This is a genomic window from Streptomyces sp. NPDC015220, assembly GCF_043079345.1.
Lineage (GTDB): Bacteria > Actinomycetota > Actinomycetes > Streptomycetales > Streptomycetaceae > Streptomyces.
Window position 1 is genome coordinate 76,443 of record NZ_JBIBUK010000020.1, and the last position, 12,321, is coordinate 88,763.

Sequence of the window (12,321 nt, forward strand, 5' to 3'; positions counted from 1 at the left end):
CCGTGAATCATCGCCCTCCCCTGACCGGGACGGCGCCCGCACACCCCGTAGGAGCCCATGCACCCCGACCGTCAGCCCTCCTGGACCCCGCCCGCCGACGCCGGGGAACAACCCCGGCAGGTGCGCCGCATCCTGAAGCTCTTCCGCCCCTACCGGGGCCGTCTCGCGGTCGTCGGCCTGCTCGTCGGCGCCTCCTCGCTGGTCTCCGTCGCGACGCCGTTCCTGCTGAGGGAGACCCTTGACGTCGCGATCCCGCAGGGCCGCACCGGCCTGCTGAGCCTGCTCGCCGCGGGCATGATCCTCAGCGCGGTCCTCACCAGCGTCTTCGGGGTCCTGCAGACACTGATCTCCACGACCGTCGGCCAGCGCGTCATGCACGACCTGCGCACCGCCGTCTACGGCCGCCTGCAGCGCATGTCGCTCGCCTTCTTCACCCGCACCCGCACCGGCGAGGTGCAGTCCCGCATCGCCAACGACATCGGCGGCATGCAGGCCACCGTCACCTCCACCGCCACCTCGCTGGTTTCCAACCTCACCAGCGTGGTCGCCACCGTCGTCGCGATGGTCGCCCTCGACTGGCGGCTGACGGTCGTCTCGCTGCTCCTGCTCCCGGTGTTCGTGTGGATCAGCCGCCGCGTCGGCAACGAGCGCAAGAAGATCACCACCCAGCGGCAGAAGCAGATGGCCGCGATGGCGGCGACCGTCACCGAGTCGCTCTCCGTCAGCGGCATCCTGCTCGGCCGCACGATGGGCCGCTCGGACTCGCTGACCGCGTCCTTCGCCGAGGAGTCCGAAGGCCTGGTCGACCTCGAGGTCAGGTCGAACATGGCGGGGCGCTGGCGCATGGCCGTCATCACCATCGTCATGGCCGCCATGCCGGCCGTCATCTACTGGACCGCGGGCACGGCACTCCAGCTCGGCGGCCCGAAGGTCTCCATCGGCACGATCGTCGCCTTCGTCTCGCTCCAGCAGGGCCTGTTCCGGCCGGCCGTGAGCCTGCTGTCGACCGGGGTGCAGATCCAGACCTCGCTGGCGCTCTTCCAGCGCATCTTCGAGTACCTTGACCTGCCGATCGACATCACCGAGCGCGAGCGGCCGGTCCGGCTGGACCGGATCAGGGGCGAGGTCCGCTTCGAGGACGTCGCCTTCCGCTACGACGACGGGGGCGCGCCCGTCCTCGACGGCATCGACGTCACGGTCCCGGCGGGCAGCGGCCTCGCGATCGTCGGCCCGACCGGCGCCGGCAAGTCCACCCTCGGTTACCTGGTGCCCCGGCTCTACGACGTCACCGGCGGCCGTGTCACCCTCGACGGGATCGACGTGCGCGACCTCGACTTCGACACACTCGCCCGAGCCGTCGGCGTCGTCTCCCAGGAGACCTACCTCTTCCACGCCTCCGTCGCGGAGAACCTGCGCTTCGCCAAGCCGGACGCCACCGACGAGGAACTGGTAGCGGCCGCTCGGGCGGCTCAGATACACGACCACATCGCGGCCCTGCCCGACGGCTACGACACCGTCGTCGGGGAACGCGGCCACCGCTTCTCCGGCGGCGAGAAGCAGCGCCTGGCCATCGCCCGCACCATCCTGCGCGACCCGCCGGTGCTCCTCCTCGACGAGGCGACCAGTGCTCTGGACACCCGAACGGAGGCGGCCGTGCAGGAAGCCATCGACGCCCTGTCGGCCAACCGGACCACGCTCACCATCGCCCACCGGCTGTCCACCGTCCGCGGCGCCGACCAGATCGTGGTCCTCGACTCCGGGCGCGTGGCCGAACGTGGCACCCACCAGGAACTCCTGGAGCTCGACGGGCGCTATGCGGCGCTGGTCCGCCGAGACGCCCAACTGGAACCGACAAGCTGAAGATATGCCAGGTTTATGAGCTCATGGGGGTTACCGTGCCCCCATGCAGACGAACGCTCCGTCACGGAACACCGTCAAACTGACGCGCCGGGGCCGGATGGTCCTCGTCGTGTCCGGGGCCGTGCTGGCCGGCACCGCCGTGGCGGTGCCGCTGCTGACCCTGGACGGCGACGGGCCCACGCGCCCGCGCACGCTGGTCATTCCCGAGGGGTGGCGGGCGAGCCAGGTGTACGCCGCCGTCGACCAGGCCCTCGCCCTGCCCGCCGGCAGCACCCGGCGGACGGCGGCCGAGGCCGGCCTGAAGCTGCCGAACGCCGCCGGGGGCAACCCGGAGGGCTACCTCTTCCCGGCGACGTACCCGGTCGACGACAAGGCGACCGCGCGGTCGCTGCTGTCCGCCATGGTCGACACGGCCAACCAGAGGTTCGGCACGGCGCCGGTCGCCGCGGGCGCGCAGCGCGACTCCATGAACCTCCATCAGGCGGTCACCATCGCGAGCATCGTCCAGGCCGAGTCCGCCTCGAGGGACGACATGGCGAAGGTGGCCCGGGTGGTGTTCAACAGGCTGAGGCACGGGATGCCGCTGCAGATGTACTCCACCCTGCGCTACGCCCTGAACCGAGCCACCGCCCGCACGACCGAGGACGACACACGCCTGGACAGCCCGTACAACTCCTACCGGCGCATGGGACTTCCCCCGACCCCCATCGACAACCCCGGCGAGGACGCGATGCGCGCCGTGCTCGACCCGGCCCCGGGGGACTGGCTGTACTTCGTCACCGTCGGACCCGGGGACACGCGCTTCACCGACGACTACGCCCAGCACCAGCGCAACATCGCCGATTTCGAAGCCCGCCGGCAGGGCCCCGCCCGGAAGCAGGACGACAGCCCGAAACCCGAGAAGTGAGCCGCACGGGCCCCGGCCGTCGCACCGGCCGCCGAGCCCGGTGAGGAAGGCGGCCGCCGGATGCCCGGACGGGGCTCAGGCCGCCGCCGCGACGGCCGGACGAGTCTCAGGCCGCCGCGCCCCCGACCGCCCCGGCCGTCGGCCGCAGGATGTCCCGGACGGCCGCGCGACCGGCTCGGTTGGCTCCGACGGTACTGGCCGAGGGGCCGTAGCCGACCAGATGGACCCGCGGGTCGGCGACCGCCCGCGTACCCTCCACACGGATGCCACCACCCGGCTCGCGCAGCCCCAGCGGCGCCAGGTGTCCGAGCGCGGCCCGGAATCCGGTCGCCCAGAGGATGACGTCGGCCGCGACCCGTCGCCCGTCACGCCACGCCACGCCGTCCGGCGTGATCCGGTCGAACATGGCCTGCCGGTCCAGGGTTCCGTCCGCCAGTCCCTTGCGTACGGCGTCGTTCAACGGAAGGCCGGTGACCGAGACGACACTGCGGGGCGCCAGCCCCTGGCGCACCCGTTCGTCGACGAGCGCGACCGCGGCCCGGCCCGCCTCCTGGTCGAACGGCCCCTCACGGAAGACCGGCGGGCGCCTGGTCACCCACGTGGTGGCCGCCGCGTACGGCGCGAGTTCCAGCAGGTGCTGGGTGCCGGACGCGCCACCGCCGACCACGACCACCCGCCGGCCGGCGAACGCCTCGGGCCCCGTGTACTGCGCCGTGTGCAACTGCCTTCCGCGGAACGTCTCCTGGCCCGGACAACGCGGCCAGAACGGCCGGTCCCAGGTGCCGGTCGCGTTGATCAGGGACCGCGTCGCCCACGTCCCGTCGGAAGTCTCCACGAGCAGCCGCCCACCCGTGCCCTCCCGTACGGCGCGCACGTCCACCGGCCGCCGCACCCGCAGATCGAACGTGCGCTCGTAGTCGGCGAAGTACTCGGCGACGACATCGGCCGACGGCCGCGCGGGATCGGCGTCCGTCAGCTCCATCCCCGGCAGGGTGTGCATCCCGTGCACCTTGCCGAACGTCAACGACGGCCACCGGAACTGCCAGGCGCCGCCCGGGCCGGGGGAGTGGTCGAGGACGACGAAGTCGTGGTCCGGCCGGAGACCGGCGCGCCGCAGGTGATAGGCGCTCGACAGGCCGGCCTGCCCGGCGCCCACGACGACCACTGCGACCTCGCGTGTCCTGTTCACGCAGGCGTCAACCGCGCCACGGGCCCGGATCTTCCCCGGGCATCGGAGAGGATGGGGGCATGTCACATGCCTTCACCACCCGAGTGCTGAACGTCGCCTCCGGATCGCGTGAGAGGGTCGTCGACCTCACCCGCGACTGCGAAACCTTCCTGCGGGAGACCTCCGACGGCCGCGACGGCCTGCTGAACCTGTTCGTGCCGCACGCGACCGCCGGGATCGCGATCATCGAGACGGGCGCCGGCAGCGACGACGACCTCCTCGCCGCCCTGCACACCCTGCTGCCCGCGGACGACCGCTGGCAGCACCGCCACGGCAGCCCCGGCCACGGCCGTGACCACGTCCTGCCCGCGATCGTCCCGCCGCACGCGACGATCCCGGTCCTCGCCGGCCGCCTGGAACTGGGCACCTGGCAGTCGGTGTGCCTGGTGGACACCAACAAGGACAATCCGAATCGCCAGGTACGGCTGAGCTTCCTCGGCTGACGCGTGTGACGGCACTGCGGCATCGGGTCCTGGTGGACGTCTGTCGGCCCGTACGTGATCAGTCCGTGAGCGGCAGGTACGTTGCCTGCCGCTCGCTGTGCTGTCGGCGGCTGCGTGGGCAGGACTGGCGTACGCGGGCAGGCGGGCGAGCCGTGGGTCCCGGGCCCGGTCCGCCCGACGCACGTCACCCCGGCGATCGCCGCTACGGGTATGGCCTGCGGAGACCGGCCCGGGTGTCCGGCAAGAACTGACGCCGTTCGTCGGCCTCCCCTGACTGGTCGATCCTCGGTGACGTCTGACCAGTGCCGGACAGCGCTTGGTGTGCACCTCCGGTACCTTCGGATGACGGGCGCTCGCCCTCAGTGCGTGTTCGAGTGGTTCTGGCGGCGGCGCAGTGGGATCCGTCCGGGAGTAGAAGACCGAGGTTCGCTCCCGAGCGGCCACCGAAAGGACCCCCGGTCGGACCAAGGCGGCAATCCGTCCATTGCGGTGGCAGGGGGCCGATCAGACGTGGCTTGAGCCGGACTCCGCGCGCTGGTCCGCCGATCACAGGACCGCACGCCAGGGTGAGCTTGGCGGCCCTCACGGACCGGAGGCCGTTCGGCGATCGCCCGGACAGGAGCGATATTGCGTTGGCGGAACGACACCAGGAGAGCCACCGGATCGCCGCGGCCGGTCATCGGAGGGCGAATGGAGGCCGTCACCGGCCGGCAGTGGCACCACATCCTGATGGGCCTGGGGGCAACGGCGTTGCTGTTGGCCGGGGTCAGCACGTCCGTCCCGCGCGTCTCCGTGTCGGGGGCCAGGCAGGAGGGACGTACGTTCTATCTCAGTCCCGAGGGCGATGACGATGCCGACGGCCGCACGCCGCAGACGGCCTGGCGCACGCTGCGGCGCGCCGACACGGTACGGCTGGAGCCGGGCGATCACCTCCTGCTGAAGGGCGGCGCGCGGTTCTCCGGCACGCTGACCATCGGCCAGGACGACGCCGGAAACGCCCGCATGCCCGTGCTGGTCGAGTCCTATGGAGAGGGCCGTGCGGTGATCGCGGCCGCAGGCACGCACGGCATCAAGGTGAACAACACGAGCGGGATCGTCATCCGCAACCTGATCCTGGCGGGGGACACCACGTCCTACCGGTCGCAGGACGGCATCGCCTTCATCAGCGACCTGCCCAGGAAGCACAGGCTGCCGTACGTCCGGGTCACGGGCGTCGACGTGTCGGGCTTCCGCAACGGCATCCGACTGCACAGCGGCGCCGAAGCGTCCGGCTTCCAGGACGTGGTGATCAATGACTGCGCGGTGCACGACAACAAGGACGCCGGTCTCATCTCGGACGGCCCCCCCTTCAACGCGGGAGCGCCTGCTTACGCGCACGAGGACGTGACGGTCTCGAAAGTGGTGGCGTTCAGGAATGACGGGGACCCGCAGGCGTCCGACCGCAACACCGGCAGCGGAATCGTCCTCGGCAGCGTCCACCGCGGTGTGGTGAGGGGGTCGGTCGCTTACGACAACGGGAGATCCTCTGCGCCGGCCGCTCTGGAGGGCCCGGAGGGTATCTGGACGTACGACTCGACACGGATGATCCTGGAGAGGAACATCGCCTACGGCAACCACACCGGGTCCCAGGTGGACGGCGGCGGCTTCGACCTGGACAACAACGTGTCCTACTCGCTGGTGCAGTACAACTTGTCGTACGGGAACGACGGCGCGGGCTTCCTTGCGTTCTCCGCCGCCTCGAACTCGGCGCACACGAACAACGCGATCCGTTACAACATCAGCCAGAACAACAGCCGTAAGCTTCAGGACTACGGCGGCATCGTGGTATTCGGATCGCGGATCACGAACCTCGCGATCTATCAGAACACCGTGCTGGCTGCGACGGAGGGATCGGTCCGGGCCCCCGCGCTGCGGCTGCAGCCCAGCCTCGGCGCCGTTTCGGTGCGCAACAACGTGTTCCTCACGGACGGCTCTCCCGTGGTGGCAGCCCACAAGTACTTCGACACGTCGGAAGTGGTGATGCAGGGCAACGACTACCACAGCCCGACGGGCTTCAACCTGCAGTGGGGCGAGCGCTGGTACACCGATCTGTCCGCCTGGCGGAGCGAGTCGCGTCAGGAGATGGCCGGCTCGCGAGCCACCGGAACCGGCGACGACCCCTGCCTCGTTGAGGTCCCGCTGCCCACGAGCGGCTCCGACGTACGAGACAGTGGTCCGACGCGGGGCGCACTGGCATCCCGGTGCGCCCCCGCGCTGGCCGGTGCGGTGGTGGACCTGAAGGCCCTCGGAATCGACCCCGGCCCGGTGGACTACCTCGGAACCCCGCTGACCGGGTCCCCCGGTGCGGGGGCCGTGCCGGCCGCACCGAGGGCCTGAGAGACCGTGACGTGGACGGCGCGCTGCCCGGGCTGCGGCACGGACGTGGGACGTCCCAGGGCACGGACGTGCCAGCCGGCCGCTTGCCAGGCCGCCTGGTCCAAGGCGTTGCGGGCGTCGAGCAGCCGTGGCGCCCGGACCGTCTCAGCCAGCCTCGCGGGGTCGAGCGCGCGGTACTGACGCCACTCCGTCAGGTGCAGCACCACATCCGCGTCCCGGCACACCTCCATGACGTCCGTGCAGTACGCCGGACCCGGCAAGGCGGCCCGCGCGTTGTCGATGCCTTCCGGGTCGTGCACGCGAACGTCGGCGCCCTGCGCGAGGATTTCCGCGGTGACGGCCAGCGCCGGTGAGTCCCGTACATCGTCGCTGTCGGGTTTGAAAGTGGCACCCAGTACGGCGACCCGTCGTCCGGCGAACGCACCGCCGAGCAGATGACGGGCGAAGTCGACCGCCCGCCGGCGCTGCCGGTCGTTGATCCGGTCGACCTGGCGCAGGAACGACACCGCATCCCCGACCTGCAATTCCTCGGCCCGGGCGAGGAAGGCGCGAACGTCCTTGGGCAGGCAGCCGCCGCCGAACCCGAGGCCGGCGGAAAGGAACCTGCGCCCGATGCGCGCATCGTGGCCGAGGGCATCGGCGAGTGTGACCACGTCGGCGCCCGAAGCGTCACACACTTCCGCCATGGCGTTGATGAACGAGATCTTCGTCGCGAGGAAGGAGTTGGCGGCGACCTTCACCAGTTCCGCGGTGGCGGGATCGGTGCTGATGTAGACGACACCGGCCCGCAGCATCGGCTCGTACACGCTGCGCAGCAGTTGATCGGCGTGGGACGCGGTGGCCCCGACCACCAGCCGGTCGGGGCGCAGCGTGTCCTGGACAGCGAATCCCTCGCGCAGGAACTCCGGATTCCAGGCGACCTGAACCCCGACTCCGGGACGGGCTGCCGCCGACACCCTGCGGCTGAGCGAGCGAGTGGTGCCCACCGGGACGGTCGACTTGCCGACGATCAGGCTGTCGCGGGTGAGGAGCGGCACGAGGCCGTCGACGACCGCATCGACGTGGCTCAGGTCGGCGGCGAGGGAGTCGGGGCGTTGAGGTGTGCCGACGCACACGAAGTGCACGTCGGCGAAGTCCGCCGCCTCCTGAAGGGAGGTCGTGAAGCGCAGGCGCCCGGACCTGGTGTTCCTGGCGAGGATCTCCGGCAAGCCGGGTTCGAAGAACGGTGCCCGGCCTGCCCCGAGGGCCTCCACCTTCCTTGTGTCGGTGTCGACTCCGAGGACCTCGTGTCCGATGTCGGCCATGCATGCGGCGTGTACGGCTCCGAGGTATCCCGTACCGATGACGGTCAACCGCATGAGAGTTCTCCTGTCTTCGGGCCGGCATGCACGAGGTCGGGGGAGTATCCGTCAGGATTGAGTTCCTGAAACCGCCAGGTGTCGCGGCACATGGCGGTGAGGTCACGTGTGGTGCTCCAGCGCCAGGCCGTGGCCACCGCGCTCGCGTCGGCGACGAGTGCGGCGACGTCTCCCGCCCTGCGCTCGACGACCTGGTGGGGCACCGGGCGCCTGCTCACCTCGCTGAACGCAGAGATCAGCTGGAGCACGGAGGTGCCGGTGCCCGTCCCGAGGTTGAACACCTGCATGCCGGTGTGGTCGTCCAAGTGCTCGACGGCGACCCGGTGGCCCTCCGCGACGTCCATGACGTGGATGTAGTCCCGTACTCCCGTGCCGTCGGGCGTGGGGTAGTCGTCTCCGAAGACGCTCAGCTTCTCCCGGCGGCCCACGGCGACCTGTGCGACGTACGGCATCAGATTGTTGGGGATGCCACGCGGGGCCTCGCCGAGCAGACCGCTCGGGTGGGCGCCTACGGGGTTGAAGTAGCGCAACGCGAGCACTTTCATCTCACTGAGGCGTGCGCACACGTCCTGGAGAATGTGCTCGCACATCAGTTTGGTGCAGGCGTACGGGTTCGTGGGCGCCACGGGGCTGTCCTCGGTCAGCGGCACCGTCTCGGCGTCGCCGTACACGGAGCACGACGAGGAGAACACCAGCCGGTGGACCCGGTGCTCGCGCATGACCGACAGCAGTGCGCAGGTGCCGCCCACGTTCGTGTCGTAGTACTCGGTCGGCAGGGACACGGACTCTCCGACCGCCTTGTGAGCCGCGAAGTGGATGACGGCGTCCACTGGGTGGGATGCGAAAACCTCGGAGAGAGCCTTCCGGTCGCGCACGTCGACGTCGTACGCAGCGGTGAGCGGCCGACGGGCGATCTTGGCGACGCGGTCCAGTGCCTGGGGGGAGCTGTTGACGTAGTTGTCCACGGTGACGACCTCGTAGCCATGGTCGAGCAGTTCGACGCAGGTATGGCTGCCGATGAAACCTGCGCCACCGGTCACCAGAACCGTTTCGGGCACGGAGATACCTCGATTCGACGGGAGGAGCGGGAGTCCGGACGGGACCCGACTGACACACGCGGGCAGGTTCGGGGACACGTGGGCATCAGCCCACGAGGACTCCACGTGCGCGAGCCGGAAACAGCAGTAGCGCCCAGGCCAGCGGTACAAGCGCGACGAGTCCAGCGATCAACGGCCGGGCGGCGGTGTGCAGGGCTTCGCACACGTCGACGCCTGCGGAGCGAGCGGTCTCCCGGATGTGCAGGGCGCCTACCGCGATCGTCACCACCCCGTACGACAGTGAACCCAGCAGACAGAGGAACACATAGCCGATTGCTGGACCGGTCAGCTCCCCGACCAGGGCTGCCCCGGACAGAACGACGCTGATCGAAAGGAAGGGGAGCATCAGACGGAGCCGCAGCGGCTCCATTCCGTCACGGCGCTTGGGCGTCACCTTGAAGACGACTTCCCTCGGCCGCAGGAACTGCACCAGCGCTGCCACGGCTCCCCAGGCCACGTACGGCCAGCGAGTGAGTGCGAACAACCATCCCTCCCAGCTCAGCAACGGCGCGTCGACGGGCCGCAGCAGCCCACGCCGTCGCAGCAGCGCGGTGAGCAGGACGAGGAAGAACGACATGGCCCAGAAATGGACGAGGAATGCCGCGTAGTTGACGTCGATCCACGGAATGCCCGTAACCGCGGCGACAGGGGGCAGTAGCAGCCCACCGGTCGTGGTCACTGCCAGCAACGGATAGTACGAGAGTGCGAAGGTGAAGCGCAGCCTCAGCCGGGGCGGCATCCGACGCAGATGCTTCGGGAGCATGCCGAGCAGCATCACCATCAGGCTCCGCGACCACTGGAATTCCTGCGTCACCATCGCGGCGAAGGTGAGGGGGCCGTCGCCGTGGGCCTCGGCGTCAATGGCGAAGGCGCCCTGCCAACCCGCCGAGTTCAGCAGGAAGGTGGTCGAGAAATCCTCGGCCAGCTCGGGCCCGATCCCGCCGATGTCCCGCAGGGCACGGGTCCGCACCGCGTAGTGGGAGCCGATGCACAGCGGTGCCAGGCCGACGGAGTGGCCGAGCTGCATCGGCCCGTGAAAGGTGGCCTCGCGGTGCAGCCGCCCGCGGGCTGACCACGATGTGCGGGCGTTGGCGTCGCACACGCTGGGGGCGGCCACATAACCGACCGCCGGATCGGCGAACAGCCGGACCACCTCCTTCAGGTAGCCGGGCCGGGGCACGTGGTCGACATCGAGCTGAGCGACCACGTCGTAGTCGCGATATCCCCAGTGGTCGTAGAAGTGCGCGAGATTGCCCTCCTTGCACCGGGTGCGACGGGGCCAGGCGTCCCGGTGGTAGGCGGCGATCCCGCGCCGGCAGGACACGCGCACGCCGTTGGCCGCGCACCAGTCCAGGATCTCCTGGTCCGGGTCCTCGTCGCACACCCAGACGTCGTACGGGTGGGGGAAGTCCTGACGCAGCATCGCGATGAGCGTGGTGCGCGCGACGTTCCAGGGTTCGGAGGGGGCCCGGGTCACCACGAACGCTGTGCGCAGTCGCGGCACTTCGGCGGACGGGTCGAAGGTGCGCAGCCGCAGCACGACGACGACGAAGTACAGCGGCAGCAGCGACAGGTACAGCAGCAACGCGCTGTTGGCCACGAAACCGGGCCAGCCGACCCGGTGCTCCGGACGCACCCACCACTCCCAGAAGCACACAAGGGCAGCCAGCCAGCACCCGGCGAGCAGCGCCAACGTCACCCGGTCCGCTCTGCGCAGCCGGGGAATCCACGCCTTGGGGATCGGGTCGAGCGATGTGCGCGGATTGCCGAACACCGGCCCGATCGGTTGTGTGTCGAGGACGTTGCCCGACGACAGGGTCAGCAGGTGGTTTCTCATCGCCTCGTCGGTGTCCGTCGGCCGCGGACCGCGGCCGACGGCGGCGTCGGTCGCGGGGCCGGGATCCGTCTGTGTCACGAGGTCGCGGGGGTGGTGATGGGCAGTCGGCCCTCCGGGGCCGTCGCCCCGTCCTGCTGCCCGCCTCGAATCGCCGCGAGCGCAGCGGTGATGTCACCGGGCCGCTCGGCGAACCACTCGATCGTCCGACGCAGTCCCTCCTCGATTCCCACCTCGGGCACCCAGCCCAGGCGTTCCGACGCCCGGGCGATGACCGGCCGGCGACGGGCGGGATCGTCGACGGGCAGCGGATGGAACTGAATCTCGGCCCGGGATCCGGTCAGGTCGAGGACCAGTCCGGCCAGTTCGAGAACCGTCAGTTCGACGGGATTTCCGAGGTTGACCGGTCCGGGTTCGTCATGGTTCAGCATGCGGACGATCCCGCGCACCAGGTCGTCGACGTAGCAGAAACTGCGCGTCTGCTTCCCGTCGCCATAAATGGTCAACGGCTCTCCGGTAAGTGCCTGGACCACGAAACTGGAGACGACTCGACCGTCGTGCGGGCGCATCCGCGGACCGTAGGTGTTGAAGATCCGGACGATTCCCGTATTCGTTGCGCGATTCCTCCGGTAGGCTTGTGTCAGAGCCTCGGCGAACCTCTTGGCCTCGTCGTAGACGCTGCGCGGCCCGACGGGATTCACGTTGCCGAAGTACGTCTCGTCCTGAGGATGTACTTCTGGGTCTCCGTACACCTCGCTCGTGGAGGCGAGAACGAAGCGGGCGCCGTGCTGCGTAGCCAACCGAAGCGCGTTCTCCGTGCCGCGACTGCCCACCGCAAGGGTTTCCAGCGGACGTCGGAGGTAATCGGGGGGCGAGGCCGGGCTGGCCAGGTGAGCCACCGCGTCCACCGCGCCCCGCACGTCGACCGACTGGCTGACGTCACCCCGCACGAGTTCGAAAGCCGGATTTCCGATAAAGGCGGCGATGTTCGACGGGTCGCCGGTGGAGAAGTCATCAAGACATACGACCTCGTCACCACGCCGAAGGAGCGCTTCGCAGAGATGCGACCCGAGGAAACCGCCACCACCTGTCACGGCCACGCGCATGAATTCTCCTGGTGATTACCGAAGGATTCTGTCGCTCCGCCCGGCACAGGTGTAAGTGGACATTTGCCAGGGCGAGAGACGGCCTGCATCAAAGACCGTGGACTGATTGTAT

9 protein-coding genes are annotated in these 12,321 nt (G+C 69.7%); 4 read left to right on the forward strand and 5 right to left on the reverse strand.

Going from position 1 to position 12,321, the window contains the following annotated elements:
* The first annotated feature begins 57 nt into the window (after nt 1-57).
* Both ACF061_RS30025 and mltG read left to right on the forward strand, forming a co-directional pair.
* Complete coding sequence (locus ACF061_RS30025; protein WP_392270137.1) at nt 58-1,860, forward strand: ABC transporter ATP-binding protein; 1,803 nt, start codon at nt 58-60, stop codon at nt 1,858-1,860.
* A gap of 43 nt (nt 1,861-1,903) precedes the next feature.
* A complete protein-coding gene (mltG, locus tag ACF061_RS30030; RefSeq protein WP_392270138.1) occupies nt 1,904-2,767 on the forward strand; it encodes an endolytic transglycosylase MltG in 864 nt (287 codons plus the stop codon).
* A 106-nt stretch (nt 2,768-2,873) separates the two neighbouring features.
* Here mltG and ACF061_RS30035 read toward each other — a convergent pair whose 3' ends face one another.
* On the reverse strand, nt 2,874-3,956 hold the full coding sequence (locus tag ACF061_RS30035) for an NAD(P)-binding domain-containing protein (protein WP_392270139.1): 1,083 nt from the start codon (nt 3,954-3,956) through the stop codon (nt 2,874-2,876).
* Between the two features lie 59 nt (nt 3,957-4,015).
* On the opposite strand from ACF061_RS30035, the gene ACF061_RS30040 reads away from it, so the two are divergent.
* Nucleotides 4,016-4,438, forward strand: coding sequence for a secondary thiamine-phosphate synthase enzyme YjbQ (locus ACF061_RS30040; protein WP_392270140.1), 423 nt, complete (start codon nt 4,016-4,018; stop codon nt 4,436-4,438).
* Between the two features lie 690 nt (nt 4,439-5,128).
* Nucleotides 5,129-6,814 carry a right-handed parallel beta-helix repeat-containing protein gene (locus ACF061_RS30045; RefSeq protein WP_392270141.1) on the forward strand — a complete coding sequence of 562 codons (1,686 nt, stop codon included), beginning with the start codon at nt 5,129-5,131 and terminating at the stop codon, nt 6,812-6,814.
* Here ACF061_RS30045 and ACF061_RS30050 read toward each other — a convergent pair.
* The 4 genes from ACF061_RS30050 to ACF061_RS30065 all read right to left on the reverse strand — a co-directional run bounded on the left by ACF061_RS30050 (nt 6,748) and on the right by ACF061_RS30065 (nt 12,209).
* Complete coding sequence (locus ACF061_RS30050; RefSeq protein ID WP_392270142.1) at nt 6,748-8,172, reverse strand: UDP-glucose dehydrogenase family protein; 1,425 nt, start codon at nt 8,170-8,172, stop codon at nt 6,748-6,750. The genes ACF061_RS30045 and ACF061_RS30050 overlap by 67 nt on opposite strands.
* Nucleotides 8,163-9,230, reverse strand: a complete 1,068-nt coding sequence (gene galE / locus ACF061_RS30055) for a UDP-glucose 4-epimerase GalE (protein ID WP_392270143.1) — start codon at nt 9,228-9,230, stop codon at nt 8,163-8,165. The genes ACF061_RS30050 and galE overlap by 10 nt, the downstream gene beginning before the upstream one ends.
* Before the next feature lie 85 nt (nt 9,231-9,315).
* Entirely contained in the window at nt 9,316-11,184 is a 1,869-nt protein-coding gene (locus ACF061_RS30060) for a glycosyltransferase (protein WP_392270144.1), read from the reverse strand.
* Entirely contained in the window at nt 11,181-12,209 is a 1,029-nt protein-coding gene (locus ACF061_RS30065) for a UDP-glucuronic acid decarboxylase family protein (protein WP_392270145.1), read from the reverse strand. Before ACF061_RS30065 ends, ACF061_RS30060 begins: the two co-directional genes overlap by 4 nt.
* Nucleotides 12,210-12,321 lie beyond the last annotated feature (112 nt).

What these genes read in the sequence shown, in the direction of transcription:
- ACF061_RS30045 (WP_392270141.1), top strand. Translation starts at nt 5,129, where the DNA reads ATGGAGGCCGTCACCGGCCGGCAGTGGCACCACATCCTGATGGGCCTG.
- ACF061_RS30050 (WP_392270142.1), bottom strand. Translation starts at nt 8,172, where the DNA reads ATGCGGTTGACCGTCATCGGTACGGGATACCTCGGAGCCGTACACGCC.
- mltG (WP_392270138.1), top strand. Translation starts at nt 1,904, where the DNA reads ATGCAGACGAACGCTCCGTCACGGAACACCGTCAAACTGACGCGCCGG.
- ACF061_RS30040 (WP_392270140.1), top strand. Translation starts at nt 4,016, where the DNA reads ATGTCACATGCCTTCACCACCCGAGTGCTGAACGTCGCCTCCGGATCG.
- ACF061_RS30065 (WP_392270145.1), bottom strand. Translation starts at nt 12,209, where the DNA reads ATGCGCGTGGCCGTGACAGGTGGTGGCGGTTTCCTCGGGTCGCATCTC.
- ACF061_RS30025 (WP_392270137.1), top strand. Translation starts at nt 58, where the DNA reads ATGCACCCCGACCGTCAGCCCTCCTGGACCCCGCCCGCCGACGCCGGG.